Origin of the sequence: Kluyvera intermedia, assembly GCF_021440345.1 — a bacterium.
In the GTDB taxonomy this organism is placed as follows: Bacteria; Pseudomonadota; Gammaproteobacteria; order Enterobacterales; family Enterobacteriaceae; genus Kluyvera; species Kluyvera intermedia_A.
Window position 1 is genome coordinate 51,728 of the sequence record NZ_JAKCNS010000047.1, and the last position, 16,085, is coordinate 67,812.

Genomic DNA, 16,085 nt, shown 5'->3' on the forward strand with positions numbered 1-16,085 from the left:
GTGCGATATATTCAACGAGGACATGATGGCTCAACAAACGCCTTTGTATGACCAGCACGTGTTATGTGGCGCGCGCATGGTAGATTTCCACGGCTGGATGATGCCGCTGCACTATGGCTCACAGATTGATGAGCACCACGCGGTGCGCACTGACGCCGGGATGTTCGATGTGTCGCATATGACCATCGTTGATCTTCACGGCAGCCGGACCCGTGAGTTCCTGCGCTACCTGCTGGCGAACGATGTCGCTAAGCTCACCAAACCCGGTAAAGCGCTTTATAGCGGTATGCTAAATGCATCGGGCGGCGTGATTGACGACCTTATCGTTTATTACCTCACCGAAGATTATTTCCGCCTCGTCGTCAACTCAGCCACCCGCGAAAAAGACCTCTCCTGGATTACCCAACACGCCGAACCATACGCCATCGATATCACTGTCCGTGACGATCTGTCGCTGATTGCGGTGCAGGGCCCGAACGCACAGGCGAAAGCAACCAGCCTGTTTAGCGATGAACAGCGTCACGCGGTTGAAGGGATGAAACCTTTCTTTGGCGTACAGGCGGGCGATTTCTTTATCGCCACCACGGGTTATACCGGTGAAGCTGGCTACGAAATTGCGCTGCCAAAAGAGCAGGCCGCTGATTTCTGGCAGAAACTGGTACAGGCGGGCGTGAAGCCTTGCGGTTTGGGCGCGCGCGATACGTTGCGTCTTGAGGCTGGCATGAACCTGTACGGCCAGGAGATGGACGAAAGTATTTCTCCGCTGGCGGCCAACATGGGCTGGACCATCGCTTGGGAACCGGCCGACCGTAACTTTATCGGTCGTGAAGTACTGGAGCTGGAACGCGAAAAAGGTACCGAGCAGTTGGTCGGCCTGGTTATGACTGAAAAAGGCGTGCTGCGCGGCGAGCTGCCGGTGCGCTTTACCGATGCCAACGGCAACGCCCGTGAAGGGGTCATCACCAGCGGAACGTTCTCCCCAACGTTAGGCCACAGTATTGCGCTGGCCCGCGTCCCGGCAGGGATTGGCGAGACGGCGATTGTACAAATCCGTAACCGTGAAATGCCGGTAAAGGTCACTAAACCTATTTTTGTACGCAACGGTAAGTCCGTCGCGTAACCGATTATTATTCTGGAGATTTCTTGATGAGCAACGTACCAGCAGAACTGAAATACAGTAAAGAACACGAATGGCTGCGCAAAGAAGCTGACGGCAGCTACACCGTAGGCATCACCGAGCACGCGCAGGAATTACTGGGCGACATGGTGTTTGTAGACCTGCCGGAAGTTGGCGCGACCGTTAGCGCGGGTGACGACTGTGCGGTAGCAGAGTCCGTTAAAGCGGCCTCCGATATTTACGCGCCAATCAGCGGCGAAATCGTTGCTGTCAACGACGAGCTGGGCGACTCTCCTGAGCTGGTTAACAGCGAACCGTACGCCGGCGGCTGGATCTTCAAAATCAAAGCCAGCGACGAAGCCGAAGTTGCCGCGCTGCTGGATGCGACCGCATACGAAGCTCTGCTCGAAGACGAATAAATACGCTTCATACTTCGCGCTGCAGGCGCGTTGGCTGCGTTCGTTCAGCCCAGTCACGTACTTATGTACGCTCCTGGGCATTCACTTACTTGCTGCCTCCCTGCGACGTGAATTATTTTGCGTATTTGGCGTAGTTTGTAGGCCTGGTAAGCGAAGCACCACCGGGCAACTTAGTTAGAAAATCACGATTCACCGCACGTTTCAGGAACCATCGCTCATGACACAGACTTTAAGCCAGCTTGAAAACCGTGGCGCGTTTATTGAACGTCACATCGGGCCGGATGCCCAGCAGCAGCAAGAGATGCTCAAAACAGTTGGCGCGGAATCATTAAACGCACTGATTGGACAGATCGTGCCGAAAGATATCCAGCTTGCTACGCCGCCGCAGGTAGGCGACGCCACCACAGAATTCGCCGCGCTGGCGGAGCTGAAGGCGATTGCCGGCCGCAACAAGCGCTTTAAGTCATACATTGGCATGGGCTACGCCCCAGTGCAGCTGCCGCCGGTTATCCTGCGCAATATGCTGGAAAACCCGGGCTGGTATACCGCATATACTCCGTATCAGCCGGAAGTTTCTCAGGGTCGCCTCGAAGCGCTGCTCAACTTCCAGCAGGTGACGCTGGATCTGACTGGTCTCGACATGGCTTCCGCTTCTCTGTTGGATGAAGCGACCGCTGCCGCCGAAGCGATGGCGATGGCTAAACGCATCAGTAAACTGAAAAATGCGAACCGCTTCTTCGTGGCGGCCGACGTGCATCCGCAAACGCTGGACGTTGTTCGTACTCGTGCGGAAACCTTCGGCTTTGACGTGATTGTCGACGATGCAGCGAAAGCGCTGGATCACCAGGACGTGTTTGGCGTGCTGTTGCAGCAAGTTGGCACGACCGGTGAAGTTCACGACTACTCGGCGCTGATAGCCGAGCTGAAATCCCGCAAAGTGGTGGTGAGCGTCGCCGCTGATTTTATGGCGCTGGTGCTGTTAACCGCACCGGGCAAACAGGGCGCGGATATCGTCTTCGGCTCTGCTCAACGCTTCGGCGTACCGATGGGCTACGGTGGCCCGCACGCGGCATTCTTTGCTGCAAAAGATGAATTCAAACGCGCTATGCCGGGCCGTATTATCGGCGTATCGAAAGATGCGGCGGGTAATACCGCACTGCGCATGGCGATGCAGACTCGCGAGCAGCATATCCGCCGCGAGAAAGCGAACTCCAACATCTGTACCTCCCAGGTGCTGCTGGCCAACATCGCCAGCCTGTATGCGGTTTACCACGGCCCGGTTGGCCTGAAACGTATTGCCAACCGTATTCACCGCCTGACCGACATTCTGGCAGCGGGCCTGCAGCAGAAAGGTCAGAAACTGCGCCATGCGCACTACTTTGACACCCTGTGCGTGGAAGTGGCGGATAAAGCCGCTGTGCTGGCACGCGCGCAGGCTGCTGAAATTAACCTGCGTAGCGATATCCTGAACGCCGTAGGCATCACCCTGAACGAAACCACCACGCGTGAAGATGTGCTGAGCCTGTTTAGCGTAATTCTGGGTGATAACCACGGCCTGGACATCGACGCCCTGGACAAAGACGTGGCGCTCGATAGCCGCTCTATCCCACAGGTGATGCAGCGTGATGACGCGATTCTGAGCCATTCGGTGTTTAACCGCTATCACAGCGAAACCGAGATGATGCGCTATATGCACTCTCTGGAGCGTAAAGATCTGGCGCTGAACCAGGCGATGATCCCGCTGGGATCCTGCACCATGAAGCTGAACGCCGCGGCGGAAATGATCCCGATCACCTGGCCAGAATTTGCTGAGCTGCACCCGTTCTGTCCGGTTGAACAGGCTGAAGGCTACCATCAGATGATCGGTCAGCTTTCCGATTGGCTGGTGAAGTTAACCGGTTACGACGCACTGTGTATGCAGCCAAACTCCGGCGCACAGGGTGAATACGCGGGCCTGCTGGCGATTCGCCACTACCACGAAAGCCGCAACGATGGTCATCGTGATATCTGTCTGATCCCAAGCTCGGCGCACGGCACCAACCCGGCTTCCGCACAGATGGCGGGGATGCAGGTGGTGGTCGTTGCCTGTGACAAGAACGGCAACATTGATCTGACCGATCTGCGCGCGAAAGCGGAACAGCATGCGGCGAATCTCTCCTGCATCATGGTGACTTACCCGTCCACCCACGGCGTGTATGAAGAAACCATCCGCGAAGTGTGCGAAATCGTCCACCAGTTCGGCGGCCAGGTTTACCTCGACGGCGCGAACATGAACGCGCAGGTTGGCATTACCTCTCCGGGCTTTATCGGCGCGGACGTTTCGCACCTTAACCTGCATAAAACCTTCTGTATCCCGCACGGCGGCGGCGGCCCAGGTATGGGGCCAATCGGCGTGAAAGCTCACCTGGCGCCATTTGTACCAGGGCACAGCGTGGTGCATATCGAAGGGATGCTAACCCGCCAGGGCGCAGTTTCTGCGGCACCATTCGGCAGCGCTTCCATTCTGCCAATTAGCTGGATGTATATCCGCATGATGGGCGCAGAAGGCTTAAAACAGGCAAGTCAGGTGGCGATTCTTAACGCCAACTACATTGCGACCCGCCTGAAAGATGCCTATCCGGTGCTGTACACCGGTCGCGATGGCCACGTAGCGCACGAATGTATTCTGGATATTCGTCCACTGAAAGAAGAGACCGGCATCAGCGAGCTGGATATTGCTAAGCGTCTTATCGACTACGGCTTCCATGCGCCAACCATGTCATTCCCGGTTGCGGGGACGCTGATGGTTGAGCCAACCGAATCGGAAAGCAAAGCCGAGCTGGACCGCTTTATTGATGCCATGCTGGCCATTCGCAGCGAGATTGACCGCGTGAAAGCCGGTGAATGGACGCTGGAAGACAACCCGCTGGTCAACTCTCCGCATACCCAGAATGAGCTGGTGGCAGAATGGAATCACGGTTACAGCCGTGAAGTTGCCGTCTTCCCTGCGGGCGTGGCGAACAAGTACTGGCCGACGGTGAAACGCCTTGATGACGTTTACGGTGACCGTAATCTGTTCTGCTCCTGCGTTCCGATGAGCGAATACCAGTAATCAGCTGATTACTCTATCTTTTAAAGGCGCTTCGGCGCCTTTATTTTTTGGGAGGATGGGATGGCACTTGCACTGGTGACCGGCGCAAGCCGGGGGATTGGCCGGGCGACAGCGCTACAGCTGGCGCAGGAAGGCTATACGGTAGCGGTGAACTATCACCAGAACGCGCTGGCGGCGGATGAGGTGGTGAGCGCCATTAAAACGGCAGGTGGAAAAGCGTTTGCCGTGCAGGCGGATATTGGCGATGAACAGCAGGTTGAAGCCATGTTTGCGTGGCTGGATAAACAGTCCGAACCGTTAACGGCTCTGGTGAACAACGCTGGTATTCTGTTTGCCCAAAGCCGCGTGGAAGCGCTGAGCGCCGAGCGCATTAATCGGGTTTTAAAGACCAACGTTACCGGCTATTTTCTGTGTTGCCGTGAGGCGGTAAAACGCATGGCAGTTCCGCATGGCGGCTCTGGCGGCGCGATTGTTAATGTCTCCTCGGCGGCGTCACGGCTGGGCGCACCTTTCGAATATGTCGATTATGCGGCCTCAAAGGGGGCGGTCGATACGCTGACTACCGGGCTGGCGCTTGAGGTGGCGGCGCAGGGAATTCGCGTCAACTGCGTGCGTCCGGGGCTTATCTACACCGAGATGCATGCCTCCGGTGGAGAGCCGGGCCGGGTGGATCGCGTGAAGTCGATGCTGCCGATGCAGCGCGGTGGGCAGCCGGAAGAGGTGGCGCAGGCGATTGTCTGGTTACTCAGTGATAAAGCGTCGTATGTGACCGGAAGTTTTATCGAGCTGGCGGGCGGTAAATAGCGAAGTTAGCCCCTCTCCCCGTGAGGAAGAGGGGCTATTGATTACAGGTTTTCGCCGTTGCTGGCGATCACTTCTTTGTACCAGTTAAAGCTCTTCTTGCGTGAGCGAGACATATCGCCGGTCCCGTCATCATGCTTATTCACATAAATAAAGCCGTAGCGCTTGCTGTACTGCCCGGTAGTGAACGACACGCAGTCGATGCAGCCCCAAGGCGTATAACCCATCAGATCAACGCCATCATAGGTGACGGCCTTCATCATCTCTTCGACGTGCGCGCGCAGATAGTCGATGCGGTAGTCATCGTTAATGCTGCCGTCGTCTTCAACTTTGTCGTACGCGCCGAAGCCGTTCTCCACGATAAACAGCGGCTTCTGATAACGTTCATACAGTTCGCACAGCGAGTAGCGCAGTCCAACCGGGTCAATCTGCCAGCCCCAGTCCGAGGCTTTCACATGCGGGTTAGGCACGCTGCCTTCAAAGCCTGAAATCGCATCGCCGCTGCCGCCTTCAGCCTTCACCGCGTTGGTCATGTAGTAGCTGAGACCAAGGTAATCGCAGGTGCCTTCACGCAAGATGGCCTCATCGCCGGCTTCCATCTGGATGTTGAAGCCGCGACGCTCCCACTCATTTAACACGTAACGTGGGTAGTAGCCGCGCATCTGCACATCGGTAAAGACATATCGCTCACGCATCGACTCCTGGGCAAACATCACGTCCTCCGGTTTACAGGAGTACGGATAGAGCGCCACCATCGCCAGCATGCAGCCAACCTGCATTTCTGGGTTAATTCGGCGTGCGGCCTTCACCGCCAGAGCGCTGGCCACGAACTGGTGGTGCAGCACCTGGTACATGGTTTCTTCTGGATTCTCATGCTCTGTATAAACCACGCCAGAGCAGCAGTACCCGAACAGCGGCGCGCGCCAGTTGCGCTGGTTATTGATTTCGTTAAAGGTCATCCAGTATTTGACCTTGTGCTTGTAGCGTTCGAAAACGACTTCGGCGAAACGCACAAAGAAATCGACCACTTTGCGGTTGGTCCACGCGCCGTATTGCTGCACCAAATGCAGCGGCATTTCGAAGTGGGAGAGGGTGATAACCGGTTCGATGTTGTATTTCAACAGCTCATCGAACATGTCGTCATAAAACTTAAGCCCTTCTTCATTTGGCTGCGCTTCGTCACCGTTCGGGAAGATACGGGTCCAGGCAATTGAGGTACGGAAGCATTTGAAGCCCATCTCAGCAAACAGCTTGATGTCTTCTTTGTAGTGACCATGGAAGTCGATAGCTTCGTGGTTCGGATAATATTTCCCCGGCACCACTTCCTGAGTAATTTCGCGCGGAACGCCGTGGGCACCGCCGGTTAGCACGTCACAGATGCTGGGGCCTTTACCGCCTTTATTCCAGCCGCCTTCAACCTGGTGTGCGGCAACGGCGCCACCCCATAAAAAGTCTTTCGGTAAGGTCAGTTTTTTCATCTTTGCTATGCTCATATATTGGGCTTAATAAAATTGAGTCTAACAAAGGATAATTAAATGTCACGATATAACAAATTCCATCCCAGGGAATATGTTACATCGAAAAAACACCCTGTATTTTTATGCTAACTTCTTCGCCAGTTTGCGGCCGAGTGATTCCAGAATATAGATAACCGGGATCTGTGTTGTAATATCGTAGACACCGCCAATACGGGTTTGTGGCACGTGCCATGAGAGGTTAAAGTCGGCGAGCTTTGCCAGGCGCGAGTGCTCATGACTGGTGATGGACATGACTTTACAGCGGTGCAGGCTAAACTGCCCGGCAAAGCGCAGGATCTCTTCGGTCTCGCCCGAGACTGAAAGCACGATCGCCAGCGCGTTTTTAGCCATGTCATTCGTGACCGGGAAATAAGGGTCGTCGATATGGTTACTGAATTTTCCAATATTGGAAAAGAACCTTGCGCCATATTTAGCCAGCGAGCCGGAGGTTCCTGCGCCTACAAATATAATACGTTCTGAAGAGAGAATTATATCAACCGCGTTATCGAGCAGTTTATCAAACTCATCATTGTTCACGCCTTTGAAAAAACTGATTATCTCACTGGCGCCAAAATTAGCCTGTTGAGGTTCATCTTGCTCCAAATATAATTTGAAACGTACGCGAAACTCCGAATAACCTTCGCAGTTGAGCTTGCGACAAAAGCGCATCACCGTGGTGGTTGAGACGCCCGCCGCGTCGGCCAGTTCGCGAATGGTCATGTACATTACCGTGTCACGATTTTTGATAACGTACTGATAGACCATCGTCTCAAGATTATTGAGGCTGGCGATAGTGGCGTGGGAGAATAGGCTCACGGTGGCGATACTCGTAAAATTAAATCATCTAAAGGGAATGATACCATGCAGCCTAACGACATCACTTTTTTTCAGCGCTTTCAGGCCGACATTCTTGCCGGGCGTAAGACCATTACGCTGCGCGATGCGTCTGAGTCCCATTTTAAGATTGGGGATGTTCTGCGCGTAGGGCGTTATGAAGATAACGGCTATTTTTGCACAATCCGCGTAGTGGCAACTTCAACGGTGACCATGGATACGCTGACGGACCGTCATGCCGAGCAGGAAAACATGACGCTGTCAGAGCTAAAACAGGTTATCTCTGACATTTATCCTGGTGAAAATACCTTCTATGTCATTGAATTTAAATGTATTGATTAAAATAAAGTACACGTGTTAGTTGAATGATTTTGTTAACTTATTGATTAATATGATTTTACAAAAAAATCATCATTTTATTTTAGCTTACATGTGTTCACTGAAATCATTCTCAGTTACGCTAGGGTGTTTGTTCGATTTATCGTCCGCCCGGAGCGCGTAATGGATAAGAAGCCACTCATTCAGCAGGGATATTCTCTGGCAGAGGAAATTGCCAATAGCATCAGTCATGGTGTCGGTTTTGTGTTGGGGATTGTCGGTTTGGTCCTGCTGCTGGTTCAGGCGATAGACGCTAACGCCAGCGCGACGGCTATCACCAGCTACAGCCTGTACGGCGGCAGTATGATTCTGCTGTTTCTGGCCTCGACGCTGTATCACGCCATTCCTTCTCAGCGCGCTAAGGTATGGCTGAAAAAATTCGACCACTGCGCCATTTATCTGCTGATTGCCGGAACCTACACGCCGTTTTTGCTGGTTGGGCTGGACTCACCGCTGGCGCGAGGGCTGATGATTGTTATCTGGAGCCTGGCGCTGCTGGGTATCTTATTTAAGCTGACCATCGCGCATCGCTTTAAAGTTCTGTCGCTGGTGACCTACTTAACGATGGGCTGGTTATCGCTTATCGTGGTCTATCAGTTGGCGGTGAAGCTGTCGATAGGTGGTGTGACGCTATTGGCGGTCGGGGGGATTGTCTATTCGCTGGGGGTGATTTTCTACGTCTGCAAACGGATACCGTACAACCACGCCATCTGGCATGGGTTTGTGCTGGGCGGTAGCGCCTGCCATTTTCTGGCGATTTATCTGTATGTCGGGCAGGCTGCGTAGTTTCCCCGACGGCGCGGCGTTTTTCCGGGCTACATTTTACAGGTAGCCCGGAGAGGAACTCAGTTACTCTTCGTCTAATGAGTACGGCAGCGGCTTGATGCTTAAGATGTTCGCATCGTCACGAACGCGGAAAACGCTGTCGGCTTCCATGTCATTATTCATGACTACCTGCACCAGAATCTGACCATCTTCCAGCTGTACCGCAGCTAGCACAGTGCCAGTACGACGCCAGTTGTCGCCCATTTTCAGTTCGAGATCTTCACCGGCTTCCGGTACGCGAGCGGCCAAACCTGCCAGCGTCCACAGTGCACGCTTGTTAGCGCCGCGGAATTTCGCGCGAGCGACCATCTCCTGGCCGGTATAGCAGCCTTTCTTAAAGCTGATGCCGCCCAGCGCCTGCAGGTTGGTGGCCTGTGGAATAAACTGCGCGCTGTTCACTTCATCAATCACCGGCAGACCGGCTTCAATGTCCAGCGCCAGCCATTGCTGGCTGTTATTGAGCTGCGCTTCGCCGCGCAGTGCTTCATTCACGCGCTCGGCGGTAGCGATATCGGTGACCAGCAGGAAACGCTCGTCCGGGTGAGCCAGCCACAGCAGCGATGTTTCGCCTTCCTGCACGTTTGGCTTATCAGCGTTCGGCAGCTCGGCAAAAAGATTCGCCAGCGCGGCGCGCGCCTGGAAACCGGCTACGCCTAACAGGACTAAATCGTCATTCGCTGAGATGGTTACCTTTGAAAAGACGGCGTATTTTTTCAGCTGAGTCAGCTGTGCTTCGCGCACGCTGCGGCGTTCGATGATGGCAAAACCGTCCTGACGGCGGAACAGACGCAGGTTGCTCCACATTTTGCCTTTGGCATCGCAGTGGGCAACCAGCAGGTGCTGGTGTTCGTTCATTTGCGCGACGTCGGCAGTAACCTGGCCCTGCAGGTACTTTTCGCTATCGGCACCGGTGAGGGTTGCCAGCGCCCAATCATCAAGCGTCATTAACGTCAGCGGTAAACGCGCGGAGGCGCAAGGCTGGCGTGGAGGAAAAGGAGTAAAAGCCATATGGATGTCCTGAATTGAGTAACGAACGCGCTTATTCCCTCATGGTAAAATAGATGCCCGCCATTGCAAGCGGTTTTGACGGCCGTTTTGTGCCGTTCGCGCGTTCTGCGAGGCGGGGGGTAAGAAAATGAATCCCTTTCATTTATCGTGGTTTTTTTCTGAATATGACGCGCGCGACGTGATATTCCAGTAAAGAAACTGCAAAAAACACGTTAAACTAGTAGCAACGTAATGCTGGAAGGAAATTATGGACATCAATAATAAAGCCCGTATCCACTGGGCATGCCGCCGCGGTATGCGTGAACTCGATATTTCCATCATGCCGTTCTTTGAGCATGAGTACGACACGCTGAGTGATGAAGACAAAGCGACCTTTATTCGCCTGCTGGAATGCGACGATCCGGATCTGTTTAATTGGTTGATGAACCACGGTAAACCGTCCGATACCCATCTCCAGCACATGGTACAACTTATTCAGACACGGAATCGGGAACGTGGTCCTGTGGCAATCTGATTTACGCGTCTCCTGGCGCTCACAGTGGCTCTCTTTACTGCTCCACGGTCTGGTGGCGGCATTCGTGTTGCTGATGCCATGGCCGTTGAGCTATACCCCGCTTTGGCTGCTGCTGCTTTCATTGGTGGTGTTCGACTGCGTGCGTAGCCAACGGCGCATTCATTCACATCAAGGCGAGATTAAGCTGCTGATGGATTCCCGGCTGCGCTGGCGAAATCAGGAGTGGGATATTCTGGGTGCTCCGTGGATGTTAAGCTCGGGCATGATGCTGCGCATTCGGCGCTGTGGTGGCGGTCGGCGGCATCATTTGTGGCTAGCCGCTGACAGTATGAACCCGGAAGAGTGGCGCGACCTGCGGCGAATATTGTTGCAGCAGCCCGCGCCGAGCAAGCACTAAGAGAACTGTTCGGCCATTTCGCCGAGAATCTGTTCGCACCAGCTCTGAATACGTTCATCGCTCAGATCGTACTGGTTAGTTTCATCCAGCGCGAGACCGACAAATAGCTGTCCGTCGGCGATAACCGGTTTCGGGCTGGTGAACTCATACCCGTCTGTTGGCCAGTAGCCGACAAATTTCACCGCTTTGGTGGCCAGCTTATCGTGCAGCATTCCCAGTGCGTCGAGGAACCACTCGCCGTAGCCGAGTTGGTCGCCCATGCCGTACAGCGCAACGATTTTACCTTCCAGATTGAGCGTATCCAGTTGCTCCCAGACCGCTTCCCAATCTTCCTGGATTTCACCGAAATCCCAGGTCGGGATCCCGAGAATCAGCACATCGTATTGCTCCATTAAGGTCGGAGAATCATCTTTTAGATTGTGCAATGTGACCAGTTCCGGCCCGATAATGTCGCGAATTTTTTCCGCGGCCATCTCGGTGTAGCAGGTGCTGGAACCATAAAAAAGGCCAATATTCATGACTTACAGCTCTCGATTCTTGCGATGACGATGCCGGTAGTGTACCAGAAAGGCATCTGAATCAGGCATAATGGTGCTGATTAAACACGCACAGGAGCCGATGTGGACAAGGACCTTGCACGAATCGAGCAGTTTCTCGATGCGCTGTGGCTGGAACGAAATCTGGCTGAAAATACCCTCAGCGCGTATCGGCGAGACCTGACGATGGTGGTTGAATGGTTGGCGCATCGCGGCCTCGCGCTTGAGAGCGCGCAAAGCGACGATCTGCAAAACCTGCTTGCCGAGCGCCAGCAGGGGGGATACAAGGCGACCAGTACTGCGCGGTTGCTCAGCGCCATGCGTCGCTTCTTCCAGCATCTGTACCGTGAAAAAATTCGTCAGGACGATCCCAGTGCGCTGCTGGCATCGCCTAAACTACCCCAGCGACTGCCGAAAGATCTGAGTGAAGCGCAGGTAGAAAGACTGTTGCAGGCTCCGGTGGTGGATCAACCGCTCGAGCTGCGCGATAAGGCTATGCTTGAGGTACTGTATGCGACCGGGCTGCGCGTTTCGGAGCTGGTGGGCCTGACGATGAGCGACATCAGCCTGCGTCAGGGCGTGGTTCGGGTGATCGGGAAAGGAAATAAAGAGCGGCTGGTTCCCTTAGGAGAAGAGGCCGTCTATTGGGTGGAAAACTGGCTGGAGCATGGTCGGCCGTGGATGCTAAACGGCGTAGCTATCGACGTGTTGTTCCCCAGCCAGCGCGCGCAGCAAATGACCCGTCAGACCTTTTGGCACCGTATTAAGCACTACGCCCAACTGGCCGGGATTGATAGCGAAAAACTTTCACCGCACGTTTTACGTCACGCCTTTGCGACGCATCTGTTAAACCACGGCGCGGATCTACGCGTGGTGCAAATGCTGCTAGGGCATAGCGATCTGTCGACCACCCAAATTTATACGCACGTCGCGACAGAGCGCCTGCGTCAACTTCATCAACAGCACCATCCACGAGCATGATGCTGATTTAAAAGGACAGTTTATGAAACAAGGTTTAATGATGTTCACCCTGTTGGCCGCCGCGTTCTCCGGCGTAGCGCATGCTGACGATGCTGCGATTAAGCAATCTCTGGCAAAACTGGGTGTGCAGAGTACTGATATTCAGCCAGCTCCGGTTGCGGGCATGAAAACCGTGCTGACCAACAGCGGCGTGCTGTACGTCACCGAAGACGGCAAACACATCATCCAGGGGCCAATGTATGACGTGAGCGGCGCACAGCCGGTTAACGTGACCAACGGTTTGCTGATGACCCACCTGAAAGCGCTGGAAAAAGAGATGATTGTCTACAAAGCGCCGCAGGAAAAACATGTGATCACCGTCTTTACCGACATCACCTGCGGCTATTGCCACAAGCTGCATGAAGAGATGAAAGACTACAACGCGCTGGGGATCACCGTGCGCTATCTGGCCTTCCCACGCCAGGGCGTGCAAAGCCAGGCCGAGCAGGATATGAAAGCTATCTGGTGTGCCAAAGACCGCAACAAAGCCTTTGATGATGCAATGGGCGGCAAAGGCGTGCAGGCGGCAACCTGTGATATCGACATTGCTAACCACTACGCGCTGGGCGTGCAGTTTGGCATTAACGGTACGCCGGCTATCGTCCTCAACGACGGTTACGTGGTTCCGGGTTATCAAGGGCCAAAAGAGATGAAAGCCTTCCTCGACGAACATAAAAAACAGACCAGCGGTAAATAATTCGCGTGAAACCACAGACTCAACTTCGCCGCCGTGAGGTGGATGATTCAATCACGTTGCCCGACGACCTTTCACCGCTGTTGCGCCGTCTTTACGCCAGCCGCGGCGTGAAAACATCGGACGATCTGCAACGTGGCCTGAAGGGCATGTTGCACTGGCGTGACCTGACGGGCGTTGAAAAAGCCGTCGAAATGCTGCACGACGCCTTCGAGAAAAATCTGCGCATTATGGTGGTGGGCGATTTTGACGCCGATGGCGCGACCAGCACCGCCTTAAGTGTCCTGGCGCTGCGCGCGATGGGCTGCCAAAGCGTGGAGTATCTGGTACCTAATCGTTTTGAGGACGGCTACGGTTTAAGCCCGGAAGTGGTCGATCAGGCCCACGCCCGCGGCGCGCAGATGATCATGACGGTGGATAATGGAATCTCTTCCCATGCTGGGGTCGATCATGCCCATAAACTGGGGATCGGCGTGCTAGTCACCGATCATCACCTGCCGGGCGACACGCTGCCCGCGGCCGATGCGATGGTCAACCCGAACCTTGCCGATTGCCCGTTTCCGTCCAAATCGCTGGCCGGGGTTGGCGTCGCGTTCTATCTGATGCTGGTACTGTGTAACCATCTGAAGGATAAGGGATGGTTTGATTCTCGTGGTATTGCCGTTCCGAAAATTGTTGAATTTCTCGACCTCGTCGCGCTCGGTACCGTGGCTGACGTGGTACCGCTGGATGCCAATAACCGTATCCTTACCTGGCAGGGCTTAAGCCGTATCCGCGCCGGGGTCTGCCGTCCGGGAATTAAAGCGCTGCTGGAGATTGCCAATCGTGATGCGTCAAAGCTGGTGGCCAGCGACCTCGGTTTTGCGCTGGGGCCGCGTCTGAATGCCGCCGGGCGCTTAGACGATATGTCGGTCGGCGTAGCGCTGCTGCTGTGCGATAACCTTGGCGAGGCGCGAGTGCTGGCCAATGAACTGGATGCATTAAACCAGACGCGTAAAGAGATCGAACAGGGAATGCAGGCAGAAGCTCTGACCCTGTGCGAACAGCTTGAACGCAGCAGCGATGAGCTTCCCGGCGGGCTGGCGATGTATCACCCAGAGTGGCATCAGGGCGTTGTCGGTATCCTGGCCTCACGCATTAAAGAACGTTTCCATCGTCCGGTGATTGCGTTTGCACCGGCGGGTAACGGCCAGTTGAAAGGTTCGGGGCGTTCCATTCAGGGGCTGCACATGCGCGACGCGCTGGAGCGTCTGGATACGCTATATCCAGGGCTGATGCTGAAGTTTGGCGGCCACGCAATGGCGGCAGGGCTCTCTTTGGAAGAAGCGCGTTTCGATGAGTTCCAGCGCTATTTTGGCGAGCTGGTGACTGAATGGCTGGATCCGGCACTGTTGCAGGGAGAAATTCTCTCCGACGGTGAACTGAGTCCGCAGGAGATGACAATTGAGATGGCGCAGATGCTGCGCGAAGCCGGTCCGTGGGGACAGATGTTCCCGGAACCGCTCTTTGATGGCCGTTTCCGCCTGCTGCAACAGCGACTGGTGGGGGAACGTCATCTGAAAGTGATGGTGGAGCCGGTAGGTGGTGGTCCGCTGCTGGACGGCATTGCGTTTAACGTCGATACCGCCATCTGGCCAGATAACGGCGTGCGGGAAGTGACGCTGGCCTATCGGCTGGACATCAACGAATATCGCGGCAACCGCAGTTTACAGCTGATCATCGAGAATCTCTGGCCGATTTAGCACCTCTTTAACTGTAATTAAGAGCGGGAATCCGCTAAGATTCCGCTCTTATAACCGCATTTTTCTCGTCCATTAAAAGAAAATAGACCATGTTTGAAATAAACCCGGTAAATAATCGCATTCAGGACCTCACGGAGCGCTCCGACGTTCTTAGGGGGTATCTTTGACTATGATGCTAAGAAAGAGCGTCTGGAAGAAGTAAACGCCGAGCTGGAACAGCCGGATATCTGGAACGAACCCGAACGCGCGCAGGCGCTGGGCAAAGAACGTTCTTCCCTTGAAGCCATTGTTGATACGCTCGACCAGATGTCTCAAGGTTTAGAAGATGTGACTGGCCTGCTGGAACTTGCCGTAGAAGCCGACGACGAAGAGACCTTCAACGAAGCCGTTGCTGAGCTGGACACGCTGGAAGATAAGCTGGCGCAGCTGGAATTCCGTCGTATGTTCTCCGGTGAATATGACAGCGCGGATTGCTACATCGATATCCAGGCCGGTTCTGGCGGTACTGAAGCGCAGGACTGGGCAAGCATTCTCGAACGCATGTACTTGCGTTGGGCAGAAGCGCGCGGCTTTAAAACCGAAATTATTGAAGAGTCCGAAGGTGACGTGGCCGGGATTAAATCCGTGACCATCAAAATCTCCGGCGACTACGCGTACGGCTGGTTACGTACTGAAACCGGCGTTCACCGCCTGGTGCGTAAGAGCCCGTTTGACTCCGGCGGCCGTCGCCACACCTCATTCAGCTCCGCGTTTGTTTACCCGGAAGTGGACGACGATATCGATATCGAGATCAATCCGGCAGACCTGCGTATCGACGTATACCGCGCGTCCGGTGCGGGTGGCCAGCACGTTAACCGTACGGAATCGGCGGTGCGTATTACCCACCTTCCGACCGGGATCGTGACGCAGTGTCAGAATGACCGTTCGCAGCATAAGAACAAAGACCAGGCCATGAAGCAGATGAAAGCGAAGCTTTATGAACTGGAAATGCAGAAGAAGAATGCAGAAAAACAGGCGATGGAAGACACCAAGTCCGACATCGGCTGGGGTAGTCAGATTCGTTCCTATGTTCTGGACGATTCCCGCATTAAAGACCTGCGCACTGGGGTAGAAACCCGCAATACGCAGGCGGTACTGGACGGAAGTCTGGATCAATTTATCGAAGCAAGTTTGAAAGCAGGGCTATGAGGAA

Annotated in this window: 16 protein-coding genes; 12 read left to right on the forward strand and 4 right to left on the reverse strand. The window is 54.6% G+C overall.

Annotated elements, in window-relative coordinates; translation table 11 throughout:
• Positions 1–25: 25 nt before the first annotated feature.
• The 4 genes from gcvT (at position 26) to LZ634_RS14910 (ending at position 5,431) form a co-directional block, all read left to right on the forward strand.
• Positions 26–1,120, forward strand: a complete 1,095-nt coding sequence (gene gcvT / locus LZ634_RS14895; protein WP_234506742.1) for a glycine cleavage system aminomethyltransferase GcvT — start codon at positions 26–28, stop codon at positions 1,118–1,120.
• Between the two features lie 26 nt (positions 1,121–1,146).
• Positions 1,147–1,536 (forward strand): glycine cleavage system protein GcvH, encoded by a 390-nt coding sequence (gcvH, locus tag LZ634_RS14900; RefSeq protein ID WP_052281990.1) that lies wholly within the window; start codon positions 1,147–1,149, stop codon positions 1,534–1,536.
• Positions 1,537–1,753: 217 nt separating this feature from the next.
• A complete protein-coding gene (gene gcvP / locus LZ634_RS14905) occupies positions 1,754–4,627 on the forward strand; it encodes an aminomethyl-transferring glycine dehydrogenase (protein WP_234506692.1) in 2,874 nt (957 codons plus the stop codon).
• A gap of 60 nt (positions 4,628–4,687) precedes the next feature.
• On the forward strand, positions 4,688–5,431 hold the full coding sequence (locus LZ634_RS14910; protein ID WP_234506694.1) for an SDR family oxidoreductase: 744 nt from the start codon (positions 4,688–4,690) through the stop codon (positions 5,429–5,431).
• 41 nt (positions 5,432–5,472) lie between these two features.
• On the opposite strand, the gene bglA is transcribed toward LZ634_RS14910, so the two are convergent.
• Complete coding sequence (gene bglA, locus LZ634_RS14915; protein WP_234506697.1) at positions 5,473–6,906, reverse strand: 6-phospho-beta-glucosidase BglA; 1,434 nt, start codon at positions 6,904–6,906, stop codon at positions 5,473–5,475.
• A gap of 120 nt (positions 6,907–7,026) precedes the next feature.
• A complete protein-coding gene (locus tag LZ634_RS14920) occupies positions 7,027–7,761 on the reverse strand; it encodes a MurR/RpiR family transcriptional regulator (RefSeq protein WP_320673462.1) in 735 nt (244 codons plus the stop codon).
• A gap of 45 nt (positions 7,762–7,806) precedes the next feature.
• Here LZ634_RS14920 and yqfB point away from each other — a divergent pair, with 45 nt between their 5' ends.
• Together yqfB and trhA are read left to right on the forward strand one after the other, a co-directional pair.
• On the forward strand, positions 7,807–8,121 hold the full coding sequence (gene yqfB / locus LZ634_RS14925) for a N(4)-acetylcytidine aminohydrolase (RefSeq protein WP_234506699.1): 315 nt from the start codon (positions 7,807–7,809) through the stop codon (positions 8,119–8,121).
• A gap of 159 nt (positions 8,122–8,280) precedes the next feature.
• Positions 8,281–8,943, forward strand: coding sequence for a PAQR family membrane homeostasis protein TrhA (gene trhA, locus LZ634_RS14930; RefSeq protein WP_234506701.1), 663 nt, complete (start codon positions 8,281–8,283; stop codon positions 8,941–8,943).
• A gap of 63 nt (positions 8,944–9,006) precedes the next feature.
• Here trhA and ygfZ read toward each other — a convergent pair whose 3' ends face one another.
• Positions 9,007–9,990 carry a tRNA-modifying protein YgfZ gene (gene ygfZ, locus LZ634_RS14935; protein WP_234506705.1) on the reverse strand — a complete coding sequence of 328 codons (984 nt, stop codon included), beginning with the start codon at positions 9,988–9,990 and terminating at the stop codon, positions 9,007–9,009.
• 247 nt (positions 9,991–10,237) lie between these two features.
• Between ygfZ and sdhE the strand changes: the two genes are divergently transcribed.
• A complete protein-coding gene (gene sdhE / locus LZ634_RS14940; RefSeq protein WP_234506708.1) occupies positions 10,238–10,504 on the forward strand; it encodes an FAD assembly factor SdhE in 267 nt (88 codons plus the stop codon).
• Positions 10,485–10,901 (forward strand): protein YgfX, encoded by a 417-nt coding sequence (locus LZ634_RS14945; protein WP_234506711.1) that lies wholly within the window; start codon positions 10,485–10,487, stop codon positions 10,899–10,901. Before sdhE ends, LZ634_RS14945 begins: the two co-directional genes overlap by 20 nt.
• Here LZ634_RS14945 and fldB read toward each other — a convergent pair.
• Positions 10,898–11,419, reverse strand: coding sequence for a flavodoxin FldB (fldB, locus tag LZ634_RS14950; protein ID WP_234506715.1), 522 nt, complete (start codon positions 11,417–11,419; stop codon positions 10,898–10,900). The genes LZ634_RS14945 and fldB overlap by 4 nt on opposite strands.
• Positions 11,420–11,521: 102 nt before the next feature.
• Here fldB and xerD point away from each other — a divergent pair, with 102 nt between their 5' ends.
• The 4 genes from xerD to prfB all read left to right on the forward strand — a co-directional run bounded on the left by xerD (position 11,522) and on the right by prfB (position 16,081).
• A complete protein-coding gene (xerD, locus tag LZ634_RS14955; protein WP_234506716.1) occupies positions 11,522–12,418 on the forward strand; it encodes a site-specific tyrosine recombinase XerD in 897 nt (298 codons plus the stop codon).
• 22 nt (positions 12,419–12,440) lie between these two features.
• Positions 12,441–13,154, forward strand: coding sequence for a bifunctional protein-disulfide isomerase/oxidoreductase DsbC (dsbC, locus tag LZ634_RS14960; RefSeq protein WP_234506719.1), 714 nt, complete (start codon positions 12,441–12,443; stop codon positions 13,152–13,154).
• 5 nt (positions 13,155–13,159) lie between these two features.
• Positions 13,160–14,893 (forward strand): single-stranded-DNA-specific exonuclease RecJ, encoded by a 1,734-nt coding sequence (recJ, locus tag LZ634_RS14965; protein WP_234506722.1) that lies wholly within the window; start codon positions 13,160–13,162, stop codon positions 14,891–14,893.
• A gap of 89 nt (positions 14,894–14,982) precedes the next feature.
• A protein-coding gene (gene prfB, locus LZ634_RS14970) for a peptide chain release factor 2 (RefSeq protein ID WP_234506725.1) occupies positions 14,983–16,081 on the forward strand; the annotation gives its coding sequence in 2 pieces (ribosomal slippage) (positions 14,983–15,057 and positions 15,059–16,081; 1,098 coding nt in all).
• The last annotated feature ends 4 nt before the right edge of the window (positions 16,082–16,085 follow it).

What these genes read in the sequence shown, in the direction of transcription:
- gcvT (WP_234506742.1), top strand. Translation starts at nt 26, where the DNA reads ATGGCTCAACAAACGCCTTTGTATGACCAGCACGTGTTATGTGGCGCG.
- gcvH (WP_052281990.1), top strand. Translation starts at nt 1,147, where the DNA reads ATGAGCAACGTACCAGCAGAACTGAAATACAGTAAAGAACACGAATGG.
- gcvP (WP_234506692.1), top strand. Translation starts at nt 1,754, where the DNA reads ATGACACAGACTTTAAGCCAGCTTGAAAACCGTGGCGCGTTTATTGAA.
- LZ634_RS14910 (WP_234506694.1), top strand. Translation starts at nt 4,688, where the DNA reads ATGGCACTTGCACTGGTGACCGGCGCAAGCCGGGGGATTGGCCGGGCG.
- bglA (WP_234506697.1), bottom strand. Translation starts at nt 6,906, where the DNA reads ATGAAAAAACTGACCTTACCGAAAGACTTTTTATGGGGTGGCGCCGTT.
- yqfB (WP_234506699.1), top strand. Translation starts at nt 7,807, where the DNA reads ATGCAGCCTAACGACATCACTTTTTTTCAGCGCTTTCAGGCCGACATT.
- trhA (WP_234506701.1), top strand. Translation starts at nt 8,281, where the DNA reads ATGGATAAGAAGCCACTCATTCAGCAGGGATATTCTCTGGCAGAGGAA.
- ygfZ (WP_234506705.1), bottom strand. Translation starts at nt 9,990, where the DNA reads ATGGCTTTTACTCCTTTTCCTCCACGCCAGCCTTGCGCCTCCGCGCGT.
- sdhE (WP_234506708.1), top strand. Translation starts at nt 10,238, where the DNA reads ATGGACATCAATAATAAAGCCCGTATCCACTGGGCATGCCGCCGCGGT.
- fldB (WP_234506715.1), bottom strand. Translation starts at nt 11,419, where the DNA reads ATGAATATTGGCCTTTTTTATGGTTCCAGCACCTGCTACACCGAGATG.
- dsbC (WP_234506719.1), top strand. Translation starts at nt 12,441, where the DNA reads ATGAAACAAGGTTTAATGATGTTCACCCTGTTGGCCGCCGCGTTCTCC.